This window comes from Streptomyces sp. TRM64462 (assembly GCF_013362995.1).
Taxonomy (GTDB): Bacteria; Actinomycetota; Actinomycetes; order Streptomycetales; family Streptomycetaceae; genus Streptomyces.
Genome location: NZ_JABWDV010000352.1, coordinates 1 through 25,913, shown reverse-complemented (window position 1 = coordinate 25,913; position 25,913 = coordinate 1). Strand labels below are relative to the sequence as shown.

Genomic DNA, 25,913 nt, shown 5'->3' with positions numbered 1-25,913 from the left:
CCGGGGCCCAAGGCACCGGCGGAGGCCAAGGCACCGGCGGAGCCGGAGGCACGGCCGGGGAGCGAGGCACCGCCCGGGCCTGGTGCACCGGCGGGGCCCGGGGCGCCGACGGGGCCCGGGGCGCCGGCGGGGACCGAGGCACCGGCGGAGCCCGAGGCACCGGGCGGGTCCGAGGTGCCGGGCGGGTCCGAGGTGCCGGGCGGGTCCGAGGTGCCGGTTGGAGGCCTCGGGGTGGGTGTGGAGGCCGCCGGTTCCGCGGACCGGCGCCGCCGCGCGGGCTCGAACGGGTTACGGCGGGTCCCGGGCGGCGACCCGGCCGTGCCGCCCGCGTGGCCGGGGGCGCCCACACCGCTGGGGGCCCGGTTCCGTACCGGGCCCGACGGGGTCGCGGGGACGAACTTCGCGCTGTGGGCCGGCGGGGCCGAGGCCGTCGAGGTGTGCCTGTTCGCGCCGGACGGCACCGAGACCCGCGTCCCGCTGACCGAACTGACGCACGAGATCTGGCACGGCTTCGTGCCCGGCGTCCGCCCCGGGCAGCGGTACGGCTACCGGGTGCACGGCCGCTGGGACCCGTGGACGGGCGCCCGCTGGAACCCGGCGAAGCTGCTCCTGGACCCGTACGCGCGCGCGGTCGACGGCGACTTCACCCTTCCGGCGGAGGTGTACGGCCACGTACGCGACTGGCCCGACCAGCACGTCGCCGACACCGTCCGCGACGAACGGGACTCCGCTCCGTACGTCCCCAAGGGTGTGGTCGTCCACGATGACGACGACTGGGCGGACGACCGCAGGCCCAAGACGCCCTGGGCCGACTCGGTCATCTACGAACTGCACGTGAAGGGCTTCACGCGGCGGCACCCGGGCGTCCCGGAGGAGCTGCGCGGCACGTACGCCGGGCTGGCGCACCCGGCGGCGGTCGAGCACCTCGTACGGCTCGGGGTGACGGCCGTCGAGCTGCTGCCTGTACACCAGTTCGCGCACGAGGACCATCTGCTGCGGCGCGGGCTGCGCAACTACTGGGGCTACAACTCCATCGGCTACTTCGCGCCGCACGCCGCGTACAGCGCGTCGGGGACGGGCGGGGAGCAGGTCGGGGAGTTCAAGCGGATGGTGCGGGCGCTGCACGCCGCCGGGATCGAGGTGATCCTCGACGTGGTCTACAACCACACGGCGGAGGCGAGCGAGCTGGGCCCGATGCTGTCGCTGCGCGGCATCGACAACCGCGGCTACTACCGGCTCCAGTCCGACGCCCGCCGGTACGCCGACTACACGGGCTGCGGCAACACCCTGCACGTCGTGCAGCCGCAGGTGCTGCGGCTCATCACGGACTCGCTGCGCTACTGGGTGACCGAGATGGGCGTCGACGGCTTCCGCTTCGACCTGGCGGCGGCGCTCGCCCGTTCGATGCACGACGTCGACATGCTGTCGCCCTTTCTGGCGGTCATCGCCCAGGACCCGGTGCTGCGGCGCGTGAAGCTGATCGCCGAACCGTGGGACGTCGGCAACGGCGGCTACCAGGTGGGCGCGTTCCCGCCGCTGTGGACCGAGTGGAACGACCGCTACCGGGACGCCGTACGGGACTTCTGGCGGGGCGCGCTGCCCGACGTACGGGACCTGGGCTACCGGCTGTCCGGGTCGAGCGACCTGTACGCGTGGGGCGGGCGGCGCCCGTACGCCTCGGTCAACTTCGTCACGGCGCACGACGGCTTCACGCTGCGCGACCTCGTGTCGTACGAACGGAAGCACAACGAGGCGAACGGCGAGGACAACCGGGACGGCACGAACGACAACCGGTCCTGGAACTGCGGCGCCGAGGGCGAGACGGACGACGCGGCGGTCAACGCGCTGCGCCGCCGTCAGATGCGGAACGTGCTGACGACGCTGCTGCTGTCCACGGGCGTGCCCATGCTGGTGGCCGGGGACGAGATGGGCCGTACGCAGGGCGGCAACAACAACGCGTACTGCCAGGACAACGAGATCGGCTGGGTCGACTGGTCGCTGCGCGACGAGCCGTGGGCGGCGGAGCTGCTGGCCCTGACCCGGCGGCTGCTGAGGCTGCGGCACACGCACCCGGTGCTGCGGCGGAAGGCGTTCTTCTCGGGCCGGCCGCAGGGCGCGGACGGGCTGCGGGACCTGGCGTGGTTCACGGCGGACGGCGCCGAGATGACGGAGGGCGACTGGTACGCGCCGACGGCGACGATCGCGTTCTACCTGTCGGGGCGGGACATCCCGGGGCGGGACGCGCGGGGCGAGCCGGTCACGGACGACAGCTTCCTGGTGGTGCTGCACGCGGGCCACGAGGATGTGGAGCAGCGGCTGCCGGGGCCGCCGTGGGCGGAGGCGTACGAGCTGCTGGTGGACACCGCGCGGGAGGAGCAGGAGGAGGCGCCGGGCGTGGTGTGCCGGGGCGGCGAGCGGGTGCCGGTGACGGGGCGGTCGGCGCTGCTGTGGCGGGTTCGGCCGAACGGCTGACCGGCGCGTACGGCGCGCGACGGGGCGCGCGACGGGGCGCCGGATGGTCGCCGGCGGGGTGCGTGACCGGTCGGCGTAAAAGCACATGAGCGTTGTCAGTGGCGAACCGTAGGCTCGCCACTGATGCTGCCGCTACCGGAAGACCCCGCGCCTGACAAGGATCCGACCCCGCCCCCGACGCCGCCCCCGCCCCCAGCCCCTGCCTCGGCCCCGGACCCGGCCCCGGCCCCTGTGAAGCGCTCCGTCGTGCGGTCGCTGCTGCGCCTGTGGCCGTATCTGCGGCCCATGCGCGCGCGGTACTTCACGGCGGCGTTCGTCGCGGTCGTGGCGTCGTGCCTGAGCCTGGTCATTCCGCTGGTCCTGAAGTGGATGGTGGACGGCCCGGTCGCCGAGCGCGACCCGGGCGGGGTGTGGCTGGGCGCGCTGGCGGTGCTGGGCCTCGGTGTCGCGGAGGCGGTGCTGTTCGGGCTGCGGCGCTGGCTCGTGGCGCGGCCTTCCACGGGGGTGGAGGCCGCGCTGCGCGGGGACCTGTACCGGCGGCTGCAGCGGCTGCCGGTGGCGTTCCACGACCGGTGGGCGTCGGGGCAGCTGCTGTCCCGGGCGACGACGGACCTGTCGCTGCTGCGCATGTTCATCGTGTTCCCGCTGACGTTCCTGTTCGTCAACGCGGTGACGGTGCTGGCGGGTTTCGTGGTGCTGCTGGCGCAGGACTGGACGCTGGGGCTGGTGCTGCTGGTGCCGGTGGTGCCGCTGATCGTGGGCTGCTCGGTGTTCGAGACGAGGTATTCGAAGGTGGCGCGGCGGGCGCAGGACCAGGTCGGCGATCTGACGACGGTGGTCGAGGAGAGCGTGCTCGGCATCCGGGTCGTCAAGGGCTTCGGGCGGCACCGCAGCCAGGCGCGGGCGTTCGCGCTGACGGCCGGGCGGCTGCGCGGTACGGAGCTGCGCAAGGCGCGGCTGCTGGCGTCCGTCTGGGCGTTCATCACGATCGTGCCGGAGCTGGCGGTCGGCGCGGCGCTGGTGCTGGGGACGCTGCAGGTGGCGGACGGCACGCTGTCGGCGGGCACGCTGGTGGCGTTCCTCTCGACGGCGCTGGCGCTGCGGTGGCCGGTGGAGTCGATCGGGTTCCTGCTGGCGATGAGCCAGGAGGCGGCGACGGCGACGGAGCGGTACTTCGAGGTGATGGACGAGGCCGAGGAGGAGCCGGGGCGGCCCGCCGCGGCACCCGCTTCCGCTGCCGTACCCGCTTCCGCCGCCGGGTCCCGGGGCGGGGTGGTCTTCGAGAACGTGTCGTTCCGCTACCCGGACGCGCCGGCGGACGCCCCGCCGGTGCTGCGCGGTGTCGATCTGCGCGTACGGCCGGGCGAGACGCTGGCACTGGTGGGCGCGACCGGCTCCGGCAAGACCACGCTCACGGCCCTGGTGCCGCGGCTGCACGAGCTGACGGCCGGGCGCATCCTGCTGGACGGCGAGGACATCACGGCCATGCCCAGGGAGCGGCTGCGGTCCCTGGTGGCGGTGGCCTTCGAGGAGCCGACGCTTTTCTCGGCGAGCGTCCGCGAGAACGTCCTCATGGGCGCCGCGCCGGACGCGGGCGACCCGGAGCTGCGCCGCGCGCTGGACGTGGCGCAGGCCGGGTTCGTGGCGGACCTGCCGGGCGGCGCGGGCACGCAGGTGGGCGAGCAGGGCCTGAGCCTGTCGGGCGGCCAGCGGCAGCGGCTCGCGCTGGCCCGCGCGGTGGTGGGGCGGCCCCGGTTCCTGGTCCTGGACGATCCGCTGTCGGCGCTGGACGTCCACACGGAGGCGCTGGTGGAGGCGGCGCTGCGGGAGGTGCTGCGCGACACGACGGCGCTCGTGGTGGCGCACCGCCCGTCGACGGTGCTCCTGGCCGACCGGGTCGCGCTGCTGTCGGAGGGCAGGATCGCGGCGGTGGGCACGCACCACGAGCTGCTGCGGACGAGTGCGGAGTACGCCTGGCTGATGTCGGGCGCGGCGGCCGAGGCACGACGGGACGGGGAGCGATGACGACGCAGGTCCGGGAACCGGAGCAGGAGGGCGAAGGGGAGCGCGAGCGGGCGGACCGGCAGGCGCCCGGTCCGCCCGGCGAAGCCCTGGACGGCCGGCGGAACCGGCCCGACGAGGACGCGTCCGACACTGACGTGTCCGACCACGCCCCCTCCGCCGACGACTCATCCGCCGACGACCCCTTCGACCGGGACGCGTTGCCCGCGCCGAAGGGTGCGACGGGGGCGCTGCTGCGGTCGCTGCTGGCGCCCCGGCGGGCGTGGGTGGCCCTGGCGGCGCTGCTGCTGTTGCTCCAGCAGGCGGCCGTCCAGGCGGGGCCGCTGCTCGTCGCGTACGCCATCGACCGTGCCGTACCGGCGCTGCGCCAGGGCGACCACGGGCCGGTGGCCGCGGTGGCGGGCGGGTACGCGCTGTGCGCGGTGGGGGCCGGGCTGTTCCAGTACGGCTTCATCCGGGCGTCGGCGCGGGTCAACCAGGACGTGCTGCTGGACCTGCGGGGCAGGATCTTCCGGCACGCGCAGGCGCTCAGCGTGGACTTCCACGAGCGGTACACGTCCGGCAGGATCATCTCGCGGTCGACGACGGACGTGGAGTCGCTGCGGCAGCTTCTGAGCGAGGGCCTCCAGGAACTGGTCAACGTGTTCCTGTCGTTCGTCTGCATCGGGCTGCTCCTGCTGTGGCTGGACCTCGGCATCGGCGCGGTGGCCGTGGCGTCCTTCGTCCCCCTGTACTTCCTCGTACGGCTGTACAGGCGCCGCGCGGCGGTGGCGTTCAGCGCGCGCTCCACCGCCATCGCGTCGGTGATCGTGAAGTTCGCGGAGACGATGAACGGGATCCGGCCGGTCCGGGCGTTCCGGCGGGAGCGTGCCAACGAGGCGGTGTTCGACGAGCTGAACCACCACCACATGCGGCGCAACGGGGACGCGATCCTGGAGATGGCCCGCTATGTGATGGGCTCGCGCCTCGTGGCGAACACGGCGGTGGCCGGGATGGTGCTGTGGGGGGCGTACCGGGTGGCGGACGGCACGCTGGCGCTGGGTGTGCTGGCGGCGGCGGTGCTGTACGTGCGGCGGCTGTACGACCCGATCGACCGGCTGGCGATGTTCCTCAACGCGTACGAGTCGGCGGCGGCCTCCCTGGAGAAGATCGCCGGGCTGCTGGCCCAGAGCCCGACGGTGCCGGAGCCCGCGCCGGGCGTGGCGCGGGAGCTGCCCGCACGCCCGGAGGGCGCGCCGGGGCGCGAGGTCGTGTTCGAGGATGTCCGGTTCGCGTACCGCACGGGCGGCGAGGTGCTGCCGCGGTTCGGTCTGAGGGTCCCGGCGGGCCAGACGGTGGCGGTGGTCGGTTCGACGGGCGCCGGCAAGTCGACGCTCGCGAAGCTGCTGGCCCGCTTCTACGACCCGACCGAGGGCCGGATCCTCCTCGACGGCGTCGACCTGCGGGAGCTGCCGGTGCCTGAGCTGCGGCGCGGTGTGGTGATGGTGACGCAGGAGGCGTTCCTGTTCTCGGGGACGGTCGCGGAGAACATCGCGATCGGCCGCCCGGGCGCGACGCGTGAGGAGATCGAGCACGCGGCGAAGGTGATCGGCGCGCACGACTTCATCGCGGCGCTGCCGGACGGCTACGACACGGACGTGCGGAAGCGGGGCGGCCGTATCTCGGCGGGCCAGCGCCAGCTCGTCGCGTTCGCGCGGGCGCTGCTCGCGGACCCGGGGGTGCTGATCCTGGACGAGGCGACGAGCTCGCTGGACATCCCGGGCGAGCGTGCGGTGCAGCGCGCGATGGACACGGTGCTGCACGGCCGTACGGCGGTGGTGATCGCGCACCGGCTGTCGACGGTGGAGATCGCGGACCGGGTGCTGGTGATGGAGGGCGGCCGGATCGTGGAGGACGGCCCGCCGTCCGAACTCATCACGGGCGAGGGCCGCTTCGCGGGCCTGCACCGGGCGTGGCGTGAGAGCCTGGCGGGCTGACTCCACCGGGCCTGGGCCCACGACCGGTCCCGGTCGGCCGCGACTGCACGTGCGGGGCCTGAGCCTACTGCCAGAAGCACTCGTCGATCACGATCTGGGGATCGGCGGTGCGGAGTACGAAGTGGTACCTGAGCCATCCGCGCCCGTGATCGAAGTAGATGACGTGCTCGCCGCCGGGGCGGGTGGACTGGACGGGTTCGACGGCCATTCCGGACGGCAGGTCCCGGTCAGCGTCGATGCCTCTGAAATAGGGGTCGCTCGCGGTGACGAGTTCGGCTCGGGCGGCGTCGACCAGGGCGCGGGCCGCCCCGGGGAGGGCGTTGCGGGCCTCCTCGGCCTCCTTGGTCCAGTCGGCTTGCCAGGGCGGTCCCATGAACTCGCTGGTCACTGGCCGGGTTCCGCCTTCGCTGCCGCGCGGCGGATGCGGCCCGCCTCTTCGATGAGGGCCTTCGCGCGGGCATAGTCGGACGCGCGGGCGGCTTCGTCCTCCAAGCGGTGGACCTCGGCTTCGAGCTGAGGGTTACGGGCGAGGGCGTACTCACCCCACCACCGGGCCATGAACGCGGGGACGGGAGCGAGGTCGTACGCGTCGGCGATGTCACGGCGCCAGTGCCGGTCGAAGTCGACGAGGAGTTTCGGCGCGTGCTGGGCGATGGCCGCGCGCAGTGCCTTGGGGCTGCGTTCGGGCATGGGGGGGACGGCCCCCGATCCGGCAGTGGCAGTGGTCATGGCTGAGCGGTCCTTTCGGGGCGGTCGCGGGTCAGGCGGCTACGGACGCGGGCGTGGCGCCCTCGGGGCTGCCCGACGCGCGTTCCGGGGCAAGCGCATCACGCTGGGCGGTGGTGACCATGCGGGCGTACGGATGGATCTCCTGCCGGGCGTAGGCGTCGAGCAGGATCTCGCAGAGGGCCGACATGGACCGCACGTTGTCCGCCCGGCGCCGAGTGTCCGCCGCGTTCCACACGGCATCCATGGCGAAAACGCTCCGGCCGCGCCTGTTGCCCGCCTCGGCGCGCGTGACGGTGCGGGGCAGGGGGAGGGTTCCAGCGGCGTACTCCGTGAGGCTGCGGCTCATGATCCAGATAAGGGGCAGCCCTTCGCTCCTCGCCCGCTCCCCGGCCGCGTCCCATACGGACTTGGCGACGTTGGGGGCCCTCTCGGTCTCTCCGACTGCCGGCATGGCGGTCTCCTGTCACGACGCTACGGTTATACCGACCAGAACGGTACTACTGATCGGATCGGTACGTCAGCGGGGACGGGGTACCAGCTCCATCAGTGGCCGCGCGGCGCGTACATGATGACGGCGACCCCGGCCAGGCAGACCAGCGCGCCCGTCACGTCCCAGCGGTCCGGCCGGAACCCGTCCATGACCACGCCCCACACCAGCGAACCGGCCACGAAGACCCCGCCGTATGCCGCGAGGATCCGCCCGAAGTGCGGGTCGGACTGGAACGTGGCGACGAACCCGTACGCCCCCAGGGCCAGAACGCCCGCGCCCGCCCAGATCCACCCCCGGTCCTCGCGCATGCCCTGCCACACCAGCCAGGCGCCACCGATCTCGAACAGGGCGGCGACGGCGAACAGGGCGGCGGAACGGGCGACGGACATGGCGGGGACTTTACTCGTGCTCCGCGGACAGGTGGCGGCGGAGCAGTACGTTCGCGTCGGTCGCCGCGCTGGCGTCGTGCCGGATACGGGCGTCCGCCCGCAGCGAGGCCAGTTCCAGGCACGCCAGGCAGCCCAGCACCGGGGACGGCGGCCGGTCCGGGTCGTTGACGACCGTCCGCCCGTTCGCCGCCCGCACCCCGGCGCTGAGCCGCTCGGTCGGCGTCGCCGGGCGGATGCGCGCCGGATCGGCCTCCCACTCCCGGCCACCGCCCAGCGGCCGCAGCAGCGCGTACGGGCCGGTGGCGGCCCGGTACTCCCCCACCCGGCCGACCTCCGGGTCGTAGACAAGAGTTCCCGATTCGAGCTGTTGTCCCATCGCTGCTCCGTACGTGGCGGCCACTCCCGCGACCGGGAGCGCGTAATTACCGTGGGTGGAGCAAGCGTTGCTGATCGCAGCGACGTATCTCAATGCTGAGCGCGTGACACTGATCGACTGTCACGGAGGGGGACACGGTGGCCCAACGCAACGCGCGAGAAGAAACGGCTCCGATCACCACGGCGGCGCTGTTCGGGGAGGTCCTGAAGCACTACCGCGAGGCAGCCGGCCTCACGCAGGCGGCACTCGCCCGCCAGATCCCGTGCGACCGCTCGCAAGTCGCGCGCGTGGAGGCGGGCACGCGGGTGCCGCAGGACACGTTCGCGGAGAAGTGCGACCAACTTCTCGGGACCGGCGGGGTGCTGCCCCACATCTGGGCGAAGGTCGACTGGTACCCCGACGTCGAGCACCCGGACTGGTTCAAGCGACGTGCCGACATGGACGCGAGGGCGGACGCGATCCGGCTGTACGAAACGCACCGGATTCCCGGCCTGTTGCAGACCGAGGAGTACATGTGGTCGCTGTTCTCTCTGCGTATCCCAGACCCAGAGGAGGTCGAAGAACGCGTCAGGGCCCGGCTGAGCCGACAGACTCGCTTCCTCGCTCCCGGCGGCCCGCTCCTCATCGCCGTGCTGGAGGAGGCCTGCCTGCGGAACCTCGTGGGGAGCCCCGACGTCATGCGCCGCCAGTGCGCGCACCTGCTGGAGGTCGGTGAGCGGCCCAACGTCAGGGTCCAGATCGCTCCCGCCGACCGCCCCGGAGCCCGACCCAAGACGTCGATGTCCCTCATCACGCTGCCGGGCGAGCCGGACTGCGTGTACTCGGAGTCTCTCAACAGGGGCCATTTCCAAGACGATCCGGCCCTCTACGCCCGCCACAGCCGTGCCTATGATGTGCTCAGGGCCGACGTCCTGTCCGGTCAGGGATCAGCGGCTCTGATCAGAGACGTAATGAAGGGGTACGGCCGCAATGGACTGGATCAAGAGCAGCTACAGCGGGGACGACGGGGGCGACTGCATCGAGGTGGCCCCCGCTATCCCCGGTCTCGTCCCCGTCCGTGACAGCAAGGCCCCCGACGGCCCCGTCGTCGCCTTCGGGCGTGACGCGTGGGCGTCCTTCGTAGGGGCCGTGCAGGCCGGGGACCTCCCGGGCTGAGAGGCTCACAAGTGGAGGCCCGGGGCGTCCCGGGCCTCCACTTCACGCTTCCACGGTGCGGTTACGCCCCGTTGTTCGGAGGCACGTAGTCGGCCTCGCCGAGGCAGAACGAGATGTGGCTGATGTCGTAGAGCTGGTCGTTCTCCGGGTTGAGCGGGGCGTGGAGCTCCTCGTCGGCCGCGATGCCGCCCAGCGGCCTGTAGTCGTAGAGGTTCGTGTTCGGCCCGCCCTTGACGAGGACGGCGTCGGCGTCGAACGTGCTGCCCTCACTGAACGAGAAGTCGAGCAGGTGACCCTCGGGCGGAGGGTTCTCGTTGTCGTAGACGCACCAGGGCCGCGAACACACAGACGGCCATCACGGGCCCGGGCGGCAGCAGCGCGACGGCGAGGAGCGCCGGGAAGGTGAACAGGGCACTGAGTACGGTCACCTGATTCGGCGTGAATCCGTTCCGATAGGCCACGGCGGCCAGCACGCGGCCGGCCGGACGATTGACGAACCGGGTGTAGGCCGAGACCCCTTTCGCTGGTTTCTGGGCCGTCGCCAGGCACCTGAACGCCTCGGGAAGTTCCGGCATTCCATCCTCGCCCTCACATACACCGCGGAAAGGCTGTAATTATGACAGAGGGGAGTGCCCGCACAGACGGTGCGGCGATCTTCCGCGCGGCGGGCGGCCGCACGCCGCCTCGGCCGACGGCGGCGCCCGTCAGGGGAACGTGTGGGTGACCTCGATACGGCCGGCGATATGGGCGTTGAACGCGTCCAGCTCCTCCGCCGGGACCCACAGTTCGAGGATCGTCTCACCGCCGGCCTGCCGCACCGGATACCGGGCGACGAAGGCCGTGTCGATCTCGAAGCGGGTCACGTAGCCCGCGCCGTCGTGCTTCACGTTCCAGTCGCGGGCTATGCGGATGGCGTAGTCCTCGTTGAGGACCGGGTAGAAGATCGGCTGCTCCGGCAAGCGGGGCGGCCATGCCCGCCAGTCCAGCGCGCGGACGAGCTCCAGCTCCTCGGGGCCGGTGGGGCGCCAAAGGGTCGTGGTGGGTGCGGCGTTCGTGCTGGTCACACCCGCAACGTACCCGGGTGCACCCGGGGCAGGCACCGGGTTATCGGGGGGCGGGGCGAGCTGCGGTGCCGGGTAACGGGTGGTTGATGTCCGGTTAACGGACATGGCATTTCAGGCAACGGACGAATTCTGGCCAAGTTTTTGACGCGGTCCTGACAGGCGGCTGTGTCCGGTGCCACTCTTCCCCCGTTCTGCGCACGTTGCTCCGCCAGCTCTGTTTGCACCGCCCGGGGGCACACCCAGCCCTCGGTACCCCCCTCGCAAAAGGAGTCCGCGTGAGATCCACGCCAACCCGTCGCGCGACCGCCACCGGTGCTCTCGTCGCCGCAGCCGCCATGCTCGCCGTGAGTGTCCAGTCCGGGGCCGCCACGGCCAGCGGAAGCTGGGGAACCGCCGCCCCCCGCGCCCAGGCCGCCGGTCAGGCCGACCCCGGAGCGCTGCCCGCCGACCTGTCCCCCGCCCAGCGCGCCGCGCTCATCCGCGCGGCCGACGCGTCCAAGGCGGAGACCGCGAAGGAACTCGGGCTCGGCGCCCAGGAGAAGCTCGTCGTCCGCGACGTCGCCCAGGACCGGGACGGCACCACGCACACCCGCTACGAGCGGACCTACGCGGGCCTGCCGGTGCTCGGCGGCGACCTCGTCGTCACCGAGGCGAAGGCCGGCGCGACCCGGAGCGTCGCCAAGGCGTCCCGCGCGGAGCTGAAGAGCGTCGACACCGGCGCGCGGCTCGCGCCCGCCGCCGCCGAGAAGCAGGCGCTCACCGCCGCCAAGGCCGAGGGCTCCAAGGCCACCAAGGCCGAGCGCGCGCCCCGCAAGGTCGTGTGGATAGCGGACGGCAAGCCCGTCCTCGCGTACGAGACCGTCGTCGGCGGACTCCAGCACGACGGCACGCCCAACGAGCTGCACGTCGTCACCGACGCCCGCACCGGCGCCAAGCTGTACGAGTGGCAGGCCGTCCACAACGGCACGGGCAACACCCAGTACTCCGGCCAGGTCTCCCTCGGGACCAGCCAGTCGGGCTCCTCGTACACGCTCACCGACTCCGCGCGCGGCAACCACCGCACGTACAACCTCAACCGCGGCACCTCCGGCACCGGCACCCTCTTCTCCGGCTCCGACGACATCTGGGGCGACGGCACCCCCCAGAACATGGAGACCGCCGGCGCCGACGCCCACTACGGCGCCGCCCTCACCTGGGACTACTACAAGAACGTCCACGGCCGCAGCGGTGTACGCGGTGACGGCGTCGCGCCCTACTCGCGCGTCCACTACGGCAACAACTACGTCAACGCCTTCTGGTCCGACAGCTGCTTCTGCATGACCTACGGCGACGGCGCCAACAACGCCAAGCCGCTGACCTCCATCGACGTGGCCGCCCACGAGATGACCCACGGGCTCACGTCCAACACCGCCGGCCTGCGCTACAGCGGCGAGTCCGGCGGCCTCAACGAGGCGACCTCCGACATCTTCGCCGCCGCCGTGGAGTTCTACGCCAACAACTCCAAGGACGTGGGCGACTACCTCGTCGGCGAGAAGATCGACATCCGCGGCAACGGCACCCCGCTGCGCTACATGGACAAGCCGAGCAAGGACGGCAACTCCAAGGACTACTGGTACTCCGGCATCGGCGGCATCGACGTCCACTACTCGTCCGGGCCCGCGAACCACTGGTACTACCTGCTGTCCGAGGGCAGCGGCGCCAAGACCATCAACGGCGTCAGCTACGACTCGCCGACCTCCGACGGGCTGCCCGTCACCGGCATCGGCCGCGACAAGGCCTCGCTGATCTGGTTCAAGGCGCTCACCACCAAGTTCACCAGCACCACCAACTACGCGGGCGCCCGCGCCGGCACGGTCGCCGTCGCCGCCGAGCTGTACGGCGCGGACAGCGCCGAGGTGAAGGCCGTCGAGCACGCCTGGGCCGGCGTCAACGTCGGCTCCCGCCCCGGCGACCCCGGGGAGCCCGGCGGTACGGTGTTCGAGAACGGTACGGACGTGAACATCCCCGACCTGGGCACCGCGTCCTCGCCCGTCGCCGTCACCGGCGTCACCGGCAACGCGCCCTCGACCCTCAAGGTCGGCGTCGACATCGTCCACACCTGGCGCGGTGACCTCGTCATCGACCTCATCGCCCCCGACGGCAGCGCCTACCGCCTGAAGAACGCCAGCGGCAGCGACTCCGCCGACAACGTCCAGGAGACCTACACCGTCGACGCGTCCAGCGAGACCGCCAACGGCACCTGGCAGCTCCGCGTCCAGGACACGGCCCGCTACGACACCGGCTACATCAACAGCGTCAAGCTGACCTTCCCGTAAACGGGAAACGCCCGTAAGCACGGAGGCGGGTTTACGGGACTCGGCACGGCCCGACAGACAGCACACAGCACGCGACCGCCCGGGGGTTCTCCCCCGGGCGGTCGGTCGTTCGCGGGGACGGTATCCGGCGGGTGACCTCTCCGCCGGACGGGCTAGGCGCCTCCCGCCCCCGGGCGATGTCCGGGTGCCGGGACGGGCGGGAGGCTGGTGCGCGGCGCGTCGCCCTCCGCGTGGGGAGAGGGCGACGAGCCGCACCGCGTCGGGGCGCCTCAGCGCAGCAGGACGCCCGCCCGCTCACCCGCCGTCTCCGTCGGCAGGGCCACCAGGCCGAGGTCCGCGCCCGCCGCGAGGAGGCGGTGCGCGGGCAGGACGCGGACCGTGTAGCCGAACGGGCCCGTGCGGTCCAGGCTCAGCGGGCCCTCGTACACCCAGCGGCCCTGCTGGTCCGGGCCGCTGCCGCCGCCCGCCGGCTTCAGCGGGAACGTACGGGCGTCGGTCAGGGAGTCGTGGGTGTTCACCCGGCCCGCGACCGCCTGGACCTCCACGTCGTCCGGCGTCAGGTCGCCGAGCGTGACCCGGACCCGCAGGGCGAGAGTGGAGCCCAGTTCGGCCACGTCACTGGCCTCGTCGACCTCCACGTGGTCCACCGCGACGCCCGGCCAGGCCGTGCGGACCCTCGTCTTCCACCCGGCCAGCTCCCGCGCCGCGTCCAGGTCCAGGGCGCGGTGCGCGAGCGCCGCCGGGGCGTAGAGGCGCTCCACGTACTCGCGGACCATCCGCCCCGCGACCACCTTCGGGCCGAGGGAAGTGATCGTGCGGCGGACCATCTCGATCCACCGCTCCGGCAGCCCGTTGGCGCCCCGGTCGTAGAAGCGCGGCGCGACGCGCTGCTCGATCAGCTCGTACAGCGCGTTCGCCTCCAGCTCGTCGCGCCGGTCCTCGTCCGTCGTCGGGCCGTCGGCCGTCGGGATCGCCCAGCCGAAGTCCGGGTCGTACCACTCGTCCCACCAGCCGTCCCGTACGGACAGATTGAGGCAGCCGTTGAGCGCGGCCTTCATGCCGCTGGTGCCGCAGGCCTCCAGGGGGCGCAGCGGGTTGTTCAGCCACACGTCGCAGCCGGGGTACAGCTTCTGCGCCATGGCCATGCCGTAGTCGGGCAGGAAGACGATGCGGTGGCGTACGCGCGGGTCGTCCGCGAACCGAACCATCTCCCGCACCAGCCGCTTGCCGCCGTCGTCCGCCGGGTGGGCCTTGCCCGCGACGACGATCTGCACCGGCCGCTCCGGGTGCAGCAGCAGCTCGCGCAGCCGGTCGCGGTCGCGGAGCATCAGCGTGAGCCGCTTGTACGAGGGGACGCGGCGCGCGAAGCCGATGGTGAGGATGTCCGGGTCGAGTACCCCGTCGATCCAGCCCAGTTCGGCCGCGCCGGCGCCGCGCTCCCGCCAGGAGGCGCGCAGCCGGGTGCGCACCTCCGTGACGAGCTGTTCGCGCAGTTCGCGGCGGCACTCCCAGACGGCCGTGTCGTCGATGCCGGCGACGGCGTCCCAGCGCTCGGAGCCGCCGACGCTGAGGGCGTCCTCGGCGCGCCGGTCGCCGATCTGGCGGGCGCCGAGCCGGAACACCTCGGGCGCCACCCAGGTGGGGGCGTGGACGCCGTTGGTGATGGAGGTGATCGGCACCTCGTCGGCGTCGAAGCCCGGCCACAGCCCGGCGAACATGGAGCGGCTGACGGCGCCGTGCAGCGTGGACACGCCGTTGGCGCGCTGGGCGAGGCGCAGGCCCATGACGGCCATGTTGAAGAGGCCCGGCTCGCCGCCGGGGTATGTCTCGCGGCCGAGCTGGAGGATGCGGCCGACGTCGACGGAGGGCAGTTCGGCGGACGGGCCGAAGTGGCGGGCGACGAGGTCGCGGTCGAAGCGGTCGATGCCGGCGGGGACGGGGGTGTGGGTCGTGAAGACCGTACCGGCGCGTACGGCTTCGAGTGCGGCGTCGAAGTCGACGCCCTGGCCGGCCAGCTCGCTGATGCGTTCCAGGCCGAGGAACCCGGCGTGGCCCTCGTTGGTGTGGAACACCTCCGGGTCGGGGTGGCCGGTGAGGGCGCAGTACGCCCGGACGGCCCGCACACCTCCTATCCCCAGGAGCATCTCCTGGAGCAGCCGGTGCTCGCTGCCGCCGCCGTACAGCCGGTCGGTGACGTCGCGTTCGCCGGGGCCGTTCTCCTCGACGTCCGAGTCGAGGAGGAGCAGCGGGACGCGGCCGACCTGGGCGACGCGGACGTGGGCGTGCAGGGCGCGGCCGCCGGGCAGGGCGAGGGAGATCCGTACGGGGCTGCCGTCGCCGCGGCGCAGCAGGGTGAGCGGCAGCTCGTTGGGGTCGAGGAGCGGGTAGTGCTCCTGCTGCCAGCCGTCGCGGGACAGGGACTGGCGGAAGTAGCCGTGGCGGTAGAGCAGTCCCACGCCGATGAGCGGGACGCCCAGGTCGGAGGCGGCCTTGAGGTGGTCGCCGGCGAGGATGCCGAGGCCGCCGGAGTACTGGGGCAGGGCGGCGGTGATGCCGAACTCGGGCGAGAAGTAGGCGATGGCGGCGGGCAGTCCGGTACCCGCTTCGGCGGACCCGCCCTGGTGCTGGTTCTGATCCTGGTTCTGGTACCAGCGGCGGCCGCGCAGGTAGTCGTCCAGGTCGTCGGCGGCCGCGGTCAGGCGGCGCAGGAAGCGGCGGTCCTTGGCGAGCTCGCCGAGCCGCGCGGCGGAGACGGAGCCGAGGAGCCGCACGGGGTCGCCCCCGGCCGTGCGCCACCCCTCGGGGTCGACGGCCTGGAACAGCTCACGGGTCTCGGCGTGCCAGGACCAGCGCAGGTTGCGCGCGAGGTCGCTGAGGGGTTGGAGGGGGTCGGGCAGGACGGGGCGGACGGTGAATCGACGGATGGCCTTCACGTGTTCCACCTTCGCAGGGGAGATACGTACAGTGGCGGACGCACCACGGTATGCGTCCGCCGTCCTGCTCCGACGGTAGTGCCACGGCGCCGCGCGCGGCCATGGCGCACGGCGCGCGTGGCACCGGGGGCGCACTCAGGGGAGCGCGCGGACCGCGCTCAGGGGAGGGCGCGGACCCGTTCGACGTCGTACGGGGATCCCTGGTTCACCGTGCCCGGGTCGAACGCGCCGGTCGCGGCGTAGCGGGCGGCGATGGCGCGGCGCTCGTCGGGCGGGATGACCTCGTCGATGTCGGTGAAGCCGCCGGGGGCCCGCTGGTGGGCGAGGTTGATGACGACTTCGGGCCCGAGGCGCCGGTTGGCGGCCTGGAGCTCGGTCATGGCGGGGCGGCGCTCCGCCTCGTACGCGGTGAGGGCCTCGCCCGGGTCGGCGTGGCCGGCCAGGGCGTGGGCGAGGGCGCGGGCGTCGACGATCGACTGGGTGGCGCCGTTGGAGCCGATGGGGTACATGGCGTGGGCGGCGTCGCCGATGAGGGTGGTGCGGCCGTACGTCCAGCGGGGCAGCGGGTCGCGGTCCACCATGGGGTATTCGTACGCGCCGTCGGCCGCGCGCAGCACCTCCGGGACGCTGACCCCGCCGAACTCCCAGCCTTCGTAGTGGTGCAGGAAGCGGCTCAGCGGGACGGGCCGGTTCCAGTCGCCGATGAACCGTTCGTCGACGGCGTCGGCGGGCATGGCGAGCGCCCAGTTGACGAGGACGTCGGGGCGGCGCAGGGACGGCTCGGTCATCGGGTAGACGACGGCCTTGCGGCGGTCGTCGCCCGCGATGAACATGAACGACCCGGTGTGCCGGGCGTCCATGCGGGACACGCCGCGCCAGACGAGCATGCCGTTCCAGGGGGGTTCGCCCTCGTCGGGGTGGAGGGCGGCGCGTACGGCGGAGCGGATGCCGTCGGCGCCGACGAGGACGTCGGGTTCGAGGGCGGCGCTGCTGCGGGTGCCGCCGCAGCGGTGCTCGATACGGACGCGGGGTCGGGCGTCGCGGCACCCGGGCCCGGTGGGCTGGTCGACGCCGGTGACGCGGACGCCCGTGACCAGGGCGCCGGGGCCGAGGCGTGCGCGGACGGCGTCGGCGAGTACGCGCTGGAGGTGGGCGCGGTGCACGGAGAGCTGCGGCCAGCGGTAGCCGGCGCGCAGGCCGCGTTCCTCGCGGGCGATGAGGCCGCCCGAGCGGTGGTAGTAGCGCAGCTCCCGGGTGCGTACGGCGTCGGTCTCCAGGTGGTCGAGGAGGCCGAGCGCGTCGAGTTCGCGTACGGCGTTGGGCATCAGGTTCAGCCCGGCGCCCACGGGCTGGATCTCGGGCGCGGCCTCGACGACGGTGACCCGCCCGAACCCGGCGGCGTGCAGGGCGAGCGCGGCGGTGAGCCCGGCGATGCCGCCACCGGCGACGAGGATGTCGGGCCCGGCGGCGGAGGCGGCGGAGGCGGCGGAGGCGGTGTCGGTGGGCGGGACCACGGCTGGGGCGACGGTCGGGGCCGGGGCGACGGCTGGGGCGACGGTCGGGGCCGTGCCGGTCGGCGGGGTCTTCGGGCGGGTGCCGGTGTCCTCGGTCATGTGGCCGTCCCCTCAGGCCACTGTCGTACGGGGCACGGAGACGCCCTGGCGGACCAGGGTCTCGTTGTCCCGCGTCAGGTCGAGGACCGCGCGCAGCAGCGCGACCGGGGCGCCGCCGCTGCCCGCCTCGTACAGGCGCAGGTCGTCGCTGTAGGCCTTGCGGGCGATGCCGAGGTGGCGGGCGCGGAAGGTCTTCAGGAGGCGCAGCACCCGGGCGAGGGACAGGGCGGACGCGGTGAGCTGCGGGGGCAGCCGGTGGGCGGTCTCCCAGCTCACCGCGGCCGCCAGCTTGCTCACGGCGGAGATGCCGCCCCGGTGCGCCGCGTGGAAGGCCCGCCAGCTCGGCAGGCTGTACGGGACCGACTCGTCGAGGAACGCGTCGTACCGTGCGTCGGAGCGGTCGCTCTGCCACAGCGTCAGGTCGACCAGCCAGAGCGGTACCTGGGCGGCGGCGGGGCCGAGGTAGTCGCGGCCGGCGACGTCGATCTCCTCGAAGTAGGGGCGCAGGGTGCGGGCGAAGAACTCGGGCGTGACGTTGGCGACGGTGAAGTCGATCGAGTCGACCATCGCCTGGACGTGCTGTGCGGTGCGGTCCAGGGCGAGGGAGAAGCCGGGGTCGTACGGTTCGCGGCGGGCGACTTCGGCGCAGGTGTCGAGCGCGGCGACGAGGCTGGGGAACACCATGCGTACGGCGTCCTGGAGGTGGCACTCCATCTCGGTGGCCGTGTACGTGCGGCGGCGCCGGCCCAGCGGGTTCCAGGTCGTGTAGTGGTGCACGGTGTCGCGGGGCACCATGTCGGTGCGGCGGCCCAGCTCCTCCAGGACGGGCAGCACCTCGGGCACGGCGGCGACGGGTTCGGTGCCGTGGCGTTTGAGGGAGCCGAGCAGCAGCCCGAGGTCGCGCATCGCGGCGAGCGCCTCGACGACGCCCCACCGGGCGACCTGCTCGGCGTCGGGCACGAGGGCGCGCAGGGCGACGGTCAGGGCGGGCACGTCGGCCGTCCGGTTCATGCCGGGTATGGCGGCGAGCAGGGCGTCGGCGCCGAGCGGGTCGGCGTCGCGTATCTCGGATATCCGGTAGCGCGGTTCGGCGCAGCCGACGACGAGTCCGGGCTCGACAAGGTCGTACAGGGTCAACGCAGGGCCCCTCTCGGGCAAGTGTGGATGAGGTGTGGCGCGGTGGCCGCTGCCGCGGACGGCTCCCCCCGTAGGGCGGCCCGGCGGTCGTCCGCCGGGCGCCCGCAGGGCCGTCCGGGTGGTCAGCGCGCGTCGCCCACCCGGTCCTGGCGCGGGGTTGCCGCCGGAAGCAGGGCAGGGAGGCGCAGCCGTACGGAGAGCAGGGCGGCCGCCGCCGCGAAGGCGGCGCCGACGAGCAGCGCCGCACGGAAGCCTGAGGTCTGGGCGAGTGGGGTCACCGCCGGGCCGGTGACGGCGGTGGAGACGGCCACGAGGACGGCGAGGCCCAGGACGGAGCCGAACTGCTGGCTGGTGTTGACCAGTCCGGAGGCGAGTCCGGTCTCGCCGGGCGCGGCCCCGGCCGTGGCGGCCACGTTCGTGGTGACCATGACCAGGGGCAGGGCGACGCCCAGGACGAGGCTGGGCGCGAGGACCGTCGTGAGGAACGTGCCGTCGGGCGAGAGCGCGAGGGCCAGCCACGCCGTGCCGCCGCACAGCAGGACGAAGCCGAGCGTCATGGTCCTGGTGAGGCCGAGCCGCGCGATGAGCCGCCCGGTCTGCGGGGCGGTGGCGACGACGACCAGCGAAAGCGGCAGCAGCCCGAGCCCGCCGATGAGCGGCGGGTGGCCGAGCACGCTCTGCAGGTACAGGCTGACCAGGAAGAACATGGGGAACAGCGCCATCTGGGCGAGCGCGCTCAGCCCGTTGGCGAGGCGCAGCGCCGGGCGCTTCAGGACGGCCGGCGGCACGAGGGGCCGGGCGGTGCGTGTCTCCACGACGGCGAACGCGGCCAGCAGCACGAGCCCGGCCGCCCCGGCGGCGACGCTGCGGTCGACGAGGGCGTACGCGACGAGGCCGAGGCCGCCGGTGGCGGTGAGCGCGCCGGCCACGTCGAACCCCGGTTCGGCGCGGCGGGTGGCGCCGTCGAGGAGCCGCAGGGCGAGCAGGGCCAGGAGCAGGGCGAGGGCGACGTTGAGCCAGAACGTGGAGCGCCAGCCGAGCAGGTCGGTGAGGACCCCGCCGAGTACGGTGCCCAGCACCCCGCCGAGCCCGCCCATGGCGGCGAACACGCCGAGGGCGCGGTGCCGTCCGGGCCCGTCGGGGAAGAGGAGCAGCAGCAGCGCGAACGCGGCGGCCGCGGCCAGTGCCGCGCCGACGCCCTGGGCGGCGCGGGCCGCGACGAGCACGGCGGACGACGGGGCGAGTGCCCCGGCGGCGGAGGCGGCACCGAGGAGGCCGAGCCCGGCGGTGAACAGCCGCCGGTGGCCGAGGAGATCGGCGGCGCGGCCCGCGAGGAGGAGCAGCCCGCCGAAGGCGATGAGGTAGGCGTTGGCGATCCAGGAGAGTCCGGCGGAGCCGGCGCCGAGGTCGTCGCCGATCGAGTGGAGGGCGACGTTGACGATCGCCGTGTCCATGATCAGCAGAAGCTGGGTGGAGGCGAGCAGCGCGAGCGCGCCCCGCCGCGCGGGTGCCGGGCTGTCCGGCGGCCCGGGGCGGGCGAGGGTGCTCACAGGGACGGCCCCGTCGTGAGGTCGTACCCGTCGAGGCAGGCCCGGGCGAGCTCCTCGCAGCTCGCGCTGTCGCCCTCCCAGGCCTGCTGCGTCAGATAGACGTGCGGGGCGCCGTGGTAGAAGCGCTCGTACTGCTCGTGCCGCCCGGCGAACTCGGAGCCGAGCGCGTCCCAGGCGAGCTTCAGCAGCTTGACGCGCTCGTCGGCGGGGCTGCCGGACGTGCCGAGGTAGCGGCGCAGCAGCGGGCCGAGCTCCGGGTGCAGCAGGTCCTGCCCGGACGCGGGCAGCTGGATGAGACCGCCGCCGGCGAGCAGCTTGATCTCCTGCAGGGCCTGCGGGTAGAGCTCGCCGGCCATGATGCGCTGCGCGTACGAGATGTCCTTGCCGGGCGCGACACCGCCCCGGCCGCCGTCGACCTCCTCGTACGAGGCCTCGGCGGCCAGCACGAACGCCTTGGCCTGCGCGACGCGTCCGAGGAGCCGCCCGATCGCTTGGGTGACGGCCGGCAGCTGGTGGGTGCCGTTGGACTTGGCGAGGAGCAGGGCGATGCCGGTGAGGAACTCCATCTTGGTCCAGAAGCGGGTGGCGCCCTGGTGGACGAAGTTGAGGAACGCCGGGGTGTGCCACCACAGCCGGAAGGTGGTGTCGACGTCCCGGTACGTGAGGACGTTCTCCCACGGCACGAACACGTCGTCGCAGACGAGGAGGGCGTCGTTCTCGTCGAACCGCGAGGACAGCGGGTTGTCGAAGACGCTGCGGGCGCGCCCTTCGTACGAGGCGCGCGACAGCAGCCTGAGGCCGGGCGTCGCGACGGGCACGGAGAAGGTGACGGCCCGCTCGGTGTGCTCGGGTGCGAGCGGCTCGATCGTGCCGACGATCAGTTCGTCGGCGAAGACGGCGGCGGTGCCGATCATCTTGGCGCCGCGCACGACGATCCCGCCGTCCTTCTCGGCGACGACCCGCAGCACCCGCTCGTCGTCCGCGTCCTGCGCGGCCGCGGGCGGGTTGGTCAGCGTGAAAGCGGCGTACAGATCGTGCTCGGCGAGCCGCCGGTGCAGGGCGAGCGCGGGCGTCGAGCCGTCGTACGCGCCGGTGGCGAGGACGCCGGGCGCGGCGGCGAAACCGGCGGCGGCGCTCGCCATGCAGTCGGGCGTCCGCCCCAGGAACCCGAACCCGGCCTCCGCCCACACCTTGTACGCCTCGCGCCGCGCGACGAGGTCCTCGTACGAGCGGGGGACCTGGTACGCGCGGTGTACGCCGTCGCGGGTGAGGACGGGGCTGTGCGGGGAGTCGTACGCCAGGTCGTACAGGTGCCCGAGGGACGCGGCGGTGCTGCGGAACGCGGGGTGGAGGGTGACGTCCTCGACCCGCTCCCCGTCGAGCCATATCCCGCGGCCGTCGCGCAGCGACTGCAAGTAATCCTGACCGGACCTGGTCACCATGTCTCCTCTGGCGGAACGGCTGTACCGGACCAGAGCCTGTCCGTAACCGACCGGTTGCGGCAATGAACGACCGTCCAGCGGTCCTTAAGAACCGGCCAGTCGTCTCCCGGCCACACCGGCTGGAATGCAACGCCCCCAGCCCCTCACACCACGCCAGCCACCGAGCCCCCCGCCGCCCTCGGGGACCCCCTAGCGGGCACCGCCCACGTCTCCCACCCACGCGCCCCCACCTACCAGTGGCGACCCCGGGCCCCCGCGCCCGCCCAGCGGGCACCCCTGATGAGCCCCGCCCAGGTCCCCCCACCCGCCCCCACCGGGCCGGTGGTGCCCCCGCCCAACCTGCCGCCCTCGCGGTCACCCCTGGCGGGCGCCGCCCCTCTGTCCCGCCCACCCGCCCCCACCTCACAGGTGGCGACCCCGGCCCCAGGCGCCCCGCTCCAAGGCACCTCGGCCACGAGGCGGCCGGGAAGCGGCGAGCGATGCGCCCTCCGAGGGCCGGCTCAGCTTGTGGTGACGAGGCGGATTCCGTCGTGGCTTCGGACATGGGGGCCTTGGCCGTCGATGGCGTCCAGGAGCCTGATCGCGTAGACCTCCGACATGCGCTCGACCACCTCCTCCGGCGTGAGCCAGTCGACGGCCGTCGACTCACTGGAGATCCGCTCGGTGCCGCCCGAAGTCTTGCAGCGGAAGACCAGCGCCACGATGCCGCGGGCCACGTTCTTGTAAACGCCGGTGAGCTCATCGACCTCGACGTGGATGCCGGTCTCCTCCCGGACCTCGCGGACGACGCCCTCCTCCGGAGTCTCCGCCAGTTCGAGGACCCCGCCCGGTAGTTCCCATGCGCCGTTGTCGGCGCGCCGGATCACCAGCAGTCTGCCGTCGTCCCGGACCACCGCCCCAGCGACGGATACGGAGTGCAGCGGCATTGACTTGTGATGCTGAAAACCCGTACTCATGTACAGGACTCTAGGAGGAAGAGGAGGAGCATGGGAACAGGCGTAGGAGGTGGCAAGGCCGTACCTCGGTACCTGCAGATCGCGGACGAGATTCTTCAGCAGATCCGCGCGGGCGTCCTGAAGCCCGGAGACATGGTGCCCAGCGAGTCCGTGCTGGTGGACCGCTACAGCGTCTCCGCCGGAACGATCCGCAAGGCCATGGTGGAGGTCCGGGCCAGCGGACTGGTGGCGACCCGGCACGGCAAGGGCTCGATGGTGAAGGACCGGCCGCCCGTGCGATTGCGCTCATCGGACCGGTTCCGTGCGGCGCACCGGCGAGGCGGCAAGGCCGCGTACCTCGCCGAATCCGAGGAGGCCGGGGCCACGGCAAAGGTGAGCGTCCTCTACATCGGCCCCGCGGAAGCCCCCGAGGACATCGCCGGGCGGCTCGACGTAGCGGTCGGCACCAAGGTCCTCGCCCGGCGCCGCCTCTACTTCCGCAACGGCACCCCGGTCGAGACGGCTACCTCGTATCTGCCCTGGCAGGTGGTCAAGGACATCCCGGAACTCTTCGCGGAGAACCCCGGCCCCGGCGGCATCTATGCCCGACTGGAGGAGCACGGGCACACCTTCGTCGAGTTCGTCGAGACCCTTCAAGCCCGGTCCGCAGCCAAGGCGGAAGCATCTGAGCTGGCGCTCAGTCCAGGCGCACCGGTCGTACACCTGCTGCGCAACGCGGTGACGACGACAGGGCACGTGGTGGAGGTATGCGAAACGCTCATGGCCGCTGACCAGTTCATCTTCCAGTACCGCATCCCCGCCGCTGACTGACGCTCCCTCAACTCCACCGGTGGCGGAACCACTGGAACCCGGCACCGAGGTGCGTCTGCTCCCCTCGTCCGGGCCCGACGGCAAGACCTGCATCCTGATCACCGACGACGACGGCGGGCCGGTCTCCCGATACGCCGACGGCGTCGAGTCCATCCAGCTCGGCCACGCGGCGCACACGCTCGCGCGCGCCCGCCGCCTGCCGCCGTCCCGCCTCCCGCAGCGACCTGCGCAGGCTCGTGGAGCATCTGGCCGATCACCTGGACGAGGTGCTGCGCGTGGCCGACAGCCGTGGCAGACGACTCCGCTGCCGATGAGCACACACGGCTCGGGCTCCCCTACGCCGCGCTGGCCGCGTGGGAGCGGTATTCGCCCGGGGTCTTGCCGAACCACTTGCGGAACGCCAGGTGGAAGCCGACCGCGCTCTGGTAGCCGACGCGTTGGGGGACCGCCGACTGGGGCAGGGACGTCTCGCACAGCAGGCGGGCGGCCTCCTGCATGCGGCGGCCCGTGAGGTGGCGGGCGGGGGCCTCGCCGACGAGTTCGCGGAACGCCGCCGTGAACGCCGAGCGGGACATGCCGACCTCGCGGGCGAGTGACTCGATGGTCCACGGCTCCGCGAAACGTGTCGCGATCATGACCATCGCGCGGCTGATCGCGGGGTGGCGGAGCACGGGGAGGACGGACGGGTTCTCCGTCAGGTCGCGCAACAGCGGGCGCAGTGCCAGGACCAGGGCCATCTCGAAGGCCCGCAGGTGGATCAGGCGGTCGCCCGGGCCCGTCGGGCGGTCAGGGGACGCCAGGAGGCGGAGGGTGTCGCGGAGGAGGGGCTCCTTGTCGACCTGGGAGCGGTCCAGGACCAGCGCCCAGGGCAGGGCCTGGTACAGCCCCGTCGCCGCGCTCGCGTCGTAGTGGAGGCCCGCGCACAGCAGCCGGCTCTCGGGCCCGTCGCCGCCGATCGTGATCTCGCCGGACGTGCCCGGCTGCCGTTCCGGGAGCACCGCCTTGAGCGGAACGCCCTGCCGGTCCGGCCGGTCCGCGAGCCGGTGCGCCACGCCCGTCGGGAACACGGCCAGGTCACCGGCGTGCAGGAGCTGCGGCGGCTGGTCGGCTCCGGTGATCCAGCAGCTTCCCTCGACGACGTAGTGGAGGACCGCGCAGCTCTGCTCGGCGTCGCCCTCGATGGCCCACGGGGCCCGTACATGCCAGCGGCTGTCGAACACCCCGGTGAGCCGCAGCGGCTTCAGCAGCTCGCTCAGGAGGTCGTCCCCGTCGTTCCGCATGGTGTCCATGGACGATCCTTCAACCCCCGCCCCGGTTTGTTAATTGATCGGCCAAAGTCGCCGCCGCCAGCCTGAAAGGTGCCGTCCAGGCAGCAGAGACACCCTATCGAAGGGCCCTTCAGGCATATGTCCGATCACATTCCGATGCGCGTCGCCGTCGTGGGAGCGACCGGTTTCCAGGGTGGCGCCGTCGCCCGTCTCCTGGCCGAGCGGAACCACCGGGTGCGGACGCTGACCCGCCGCCCCGAAGGGGACCGCCCGCCGCTCCCGGGCGTCGCCTGCGCGTCCGGCGACCTGGGCCGCGCCGAGGACGTGCGCGCCCTGTTCGAGGGCGCCACGCACGCCGCCGTCACCATGCCGCTCGTGTACGACGAGAAGCGCGTCACGACGTACGCCCGCAACATCGCCAACGCCGCCCGCGACGCCGGGATCCGCCGGCTCGTGTACAACGCCAACACCCGCGTGCCCGGCCGCGCCACGGACGTCGCGGCGTTCGAGACGCGCCGCCTCGCCGAGGACCTGCTGCGCGAGAGCGGCGTCCCGCTGGTCGTCGTGCGCCCGCCCGTCTACCTCGACAACCTGTTCAGCCCCTGGAACGGCCCGGCGCTGGTCAACGAGGGCGTGCTGTCCTACCCGCTGCCCGCGCACACGCCCGTGGCGTGGCTGTCCCACGACGACCTGGCGGAGGCGGTGTACGCGGCGCTCACCACCGACGGGATCGAGGGCCGCGCCCTCGACATCGGCGGCGCCCGCACCCTGACCGGCGACGAGCTGGCCGAGTCGTTCGCGCGCGGTCTGGGGCGTTCCGTACGGTATCTGCCGCTCGATCCGGGGGCGTTCGAGCAGGGCCTCGCGCGGGTGCTGGGCGCCGATGCCGCCGCCGGTGTCGCGGGGATCTACCACTACATGGCGACGGGCGACGATCCGCTGCTGATGGCCGGGGACGACGGTACGGCGGCCCGGCTGCTGCCGCTGAGCCCCGGGCCCGTCGAGGACTGGGTGACGCGTCGCCCCTGGCAGGTGTGGGCGGAGGAGGCGGCGCCGGCCGGCTAGGTCGTGTCCGGCGGATCATGCCTGGGCCGCGGGGTCTGGCACGCACTCCCCCAAGCTCTCGGCTCCGCTCGAGCAGGGGCCCCCTGCGGCGTTGTCGTCAGTCGCGATGGCTCCTTCCCCAAGCTCTCGGCTTCGCTCGAGCAGGGGAGAC

General features: G+C 73.1%; 22 protein-coding genes. 8 read left to right on the top strand and 14 right to left on the bottom strand.

The genetic code is table 11. From position 1 onward, the window contains the following. Positions 1 to 318: 318 nt before the first annotated feature. The 3 genes from glgX (at position 319) to HTZ82_RS19255 (ending at position 6,470) form a co-directional block, all read left to right on the top strand. Positions 319 to 2,472, top strand: coding sequence for a glycogen debranching protein GlgX (glgX, locus tag HTZ82_RS19265; protein WP_309235566.1), 2,154 nt, complete (start codon positions 319 to 321; stop codon positions 2,470 to 2,472). Positions 2,473 to 2,595: 123 nt separating this feature from the next. Beyond that, a complete protein-coding gene (locus HTZ82_RS19260) occupies positions 2,596 to 4,497 on the top strand; it encodes an ABC transporter ATP-binding protein (RefSeq protein ID WP_175410662.1) in 1,902 nt (633 codons plus the stop codon). After that, positions 4,494 to 6,470: an ABC transporter ATP-binding protein gene (locus HTZ82_RS19255; RefSeq protein ID WP_175410661.1), complete on the top strand. Its 1,977-nt coding sequence runs from the start codon at positions 4,494 to 4,496 to the stop codon at positions 6,468 to 6,470. The genes HTZ82_RS19260 and HTZ82_RS19255 overlap by 4 nt, the downstream gene beginning before the upstream one ends. Before the next feature lie 64 nt (positions 6,471 to 6,534). Here the strand turns inward: HTZ82_RS19255 and HTZ82_RS19250 are convergent, their stop codons facing one another. From HTZ82_RS19250 to HTZ82_RS19230, 5 genes are all read right to left on the bottom strand, one after another. Further along, positions 6,535 to 6,858: a hypothetical protein gene (locus tag HTZ82_RS19250; protein ID WP_175410660.1), complete on the bottom strand. Its 324-nt coding sequence runs from the start codon at positions 6,856 to 6,858 to the stop codon at positions 6,535 to 6,537. Then, the gene (locus HTZ82_RS19245) at positions 6,855 to 7,199 is read right to left on the bottom strand and encodes a DUF6247 family protein (RefSeq protein ID WP_175410659.1); all 345 of its coding nucleotides are present in this window, start codon (positions 7,197 to 7,199) and stop codon (positions 6,855 to 6,857) included. The genes HTZ82_RS19250 and HTZ82_RS19245 overlap by 4 nt, the downstream gene beginning before the upstream one ends. A gap of 31 nt (positions 7,200 to 7,230) precedes the next feature. Further along, on the bottom strand, positions 7,231 to 7,650 hold the full coding sequence (locus tag HTZ82_RS19240; RefSeq protein WP_175410658.1) for a hypothetical protein: 420 nt from the start codon (positions 7,648 to 7,650) through the stop codon (positions 7,231 to 7,233). Between the two features lie 92 nt (positions 7,651 to 7,742). Beyond that, on the bottom strand, positions 7,743 to 8,078 hold the full coding sequence (locus HTZ82_RS19235) for a YnfA family protein (RefSeq protein WP_175410657.1): 336 nt from the start codon (positions 8,076 to 8,078) through the stop codon (positions 7,743 to 7,745). A gap of 10 nt (positions 8,079 to 8,088) precedes the next feature. Beyond that, on the bottom strand, positions 8,089 to 8,454 hold the full coding sequence (locus HTZ82_RS19230; RefSeq protein ID WP_175410656.1) for a hypothetical protein: 366 nt from the start codon (positions 8,452 to 8,454) through the stop codon (positions 8,089 to 8,091). Positions 8,455 to 8,591: 137 nt separating this feature from the next. Here HTZ82_RS19230 and HTZ82_RS19225 point away from each other — a divergent pair, with 137 nt between their 5' ends. Both HTZ82_RS19225 and HTZ82_RS32390 read left to right on the top strand, forming a co-directional pair. Then, the gene (locus tag HTZ82_RS19225; protein WP_309235565.1) at positions 8,592 to 9,515 is read left to right on the top strand and encodes a helix-turn-helix transcriptional regulator; all 924 of its coding nucleotides are present in this window, start codon (positions 8,592 to 8,594) and stop codon (positions 9,513 to 9,515) included. Beyond that, positions 9,478 to 9,609 carry a DUF397 domain-containing protein gene (locus HTZ82_RS32390; protein ID WP_309235564.1) on the top strand — a complete coding sequence of 44 codons (132 nt, stop codon included), beginning with the start codon at positions 9,478 to 9,480 and terminating at the stop codon, positions 9,607 to 9,609. Before HTZ82_RS19225 ends, HTZ82_RS32390 begins: the two co-directional genes overlap by 38 nt. A 61-nt stretch (positions 9,610 to 9,670) precedes the next feature. Here HTZ82_RS32390 and HTZ82_RS19220 read toward each other — a convergent pair whose 3' ends face one another. Beyond that, positions 9,671 to 9,955 carry a hypothetical protein gene (locus tag HTZ82_RS19220; RefSeq protein ID WP_175410655.1) on the bottom strand — a complete coding sequence of 95 codons (285 nt, stop codon included), beginning with the start codon at positions 9,953 to 9,955 and terminating at the stop codon, positions 9,671 to 9,673. Between the two features lie 358 nt (positions 9,956 to 10,313). Next, positions 10,314 to 10,673 carry a hypothetical protein gene (locus HTZ82_RS19215; RefSeq protein ID WP_175410654.1) on the bottom strand — a complete coding sequence of 120 codons (360 nt, stop codon included), beginning with the start codon at positions 10,671 to 10,673 and terminating at the stop codon, positions 10,314 to 10,316. Between the two features lie 275 nt (positions 10,674 to 10,948). Between HTZ82_RS19215 and HTZ82_RS19210 the strand changes: the two genes are divergently transcribed. Further along, the gene (locus tag HTZ82_RS19210) at positions 10,949 to 12,988 is read left to right on the top strand and encodes a M4 family metallopeptidase (RefSeq protein ID WP_175410653.1); all 2,040 of its coding nucleotides are present in this window, start codon (positions 10,949 to 10,951) and stop codon (positions 12,986 to 12,988) included. A 269-nt stretch (positions 12,989 to 13,257) separates the two neighbouring features. Here the strand turns inward: HTZ82_RS19210 and glgP are convergent, their stop codons facing one another. From glgP to HTZ82_RS19180, 6 genes are all read right to left on the bottom strand, one after another. Beyond that, the gene (gene glgP / locus HTZ82_RS19205; protein WP_175410652.1) at positions 13,258 to 15,921 is read right to left on the bottom strand and encodes an alpha-glucan family phosphorylase; all 2,664 of its coding nucleotides are present in this window, start codon (positions 15,919 to 15,921) and stop codon (positions 13,258 to 13,260) included. 158 nt (positions 15,922 to 16,079) lie between these two features. Then, entirely contained in the window at positions 16,080 to 17,534 is a 1,455-nt protein-coding gene (locus HTZ82_RS19200) for an FAD-dependent monooxygenase (protein ID WP_175410651.1), read from the bottom strand. A gap of 12 nt (positions 17,535 to 17,546) precedes the next feature. Beyond that, entirely contained in the window at positions 17,547 to 18,671 is a 1,125-nt protein-coding gene (locus HTZ82_RS19195; RefSeq protein WP_175410650.1) for a monodechloroaminopyrrolnitrin synthase PrnB family protein, read from the bottom strand. Between the two features lie 122 nt (positions 18,672 to 18,793). Beyond that, entirely contained in the window at positions 18,794 to 20,221 is a 1,428-nt protein-coding gene (locus HTZ82_RS19190) for an MFS transporter (RefSeq protein ID WP_175410649.1), read from the bottom strand. Next, positions 20,218 to 21,663 (bottom strand): 4-hydroxyphenylacetate 3-hydroxylase family protein, encoded by a 1,446-nt coding sequence (locus HTZ82_RS19185; protein ID WP_217624327.1) that lies wholly within the window; start codon positions 21,661 to 21,663, stop codon positions 20,218 to 20,220. Before HTZ82_RS19185 ends, HTZ82_RS19190 begins: the two co-directional genes overlap by 4 nt. 500 nt (positions 21,664 to 22,163) lie before the next feature. After that, the gene (locus HTZ82_RS19180; RefSeq protein WP_254711959.1) at positions 22,164 to 22,589 is read right to left on the bottom strand and encodes an NUDIX hydrolase; all 426 of its coding nucleotides are present in this window, start codon (positions 22,587 to 22,589) and stop codon (positions 22,164 to 22,166) included. A 60-nt stretch (positions 22,590 to 22,649) separates the two neighbouring features. Here HTZ82_RS19180 and HTZ82_RS19175 point away from each other — a divergent pair, with 60 nt between their 5' ends. Beyond that, positions 22,650 to 23,429, top strand: a complete 780-nt coding sequence (locus HTZ82_RS19175; RefSeq protein WP_175410647.1) for a GntR family transcriptional regulator — start codon at positions 22,650 to 22,652, stop codon at positions 23,427 to 23,429. Between the two features lie 335 nt (positions 23,430 to 23,764). On the opposite strand, the gene HTZ82_RS19170 is transcribed toward HTZ82_RS19175, so the two are convergent. Continuing rightward, positions 23,765 to 24,718 carry an AraC family transcriptional regulator gene (locus tag HTZ82_RS19170; RefSeq protein WP_175410646.1) on the bottom strand — a complete coding sequence of 318 codons (954 nt, stop codon included), beginning with the start codon at positions 24,716 to 24,718 and terminating at the stop codon, positions 23,765 to 23,767. Positions 24,719 to 24,835: 117 nt separating this feature from the next. On the opposite strand from HTZ82_RS19170, the gene HTZ82_RS19165 reads away from it, so the two are divergent. Next, positions 24,836 to 25,762 carry an SDR family oxidoreductase gene (locus HTZ82_RS19165; protein WP_175410645.1) on the top strand — a complete coding sequence of 309 codons (927 nt, stop codon included), beginning with the start codon at positions 24,836 to 24,838 and terminating at the stop codon, positions 25,760 to 25,762. Positions 25,763 to 25,913 lie beyond the last annotated feature (151 nt).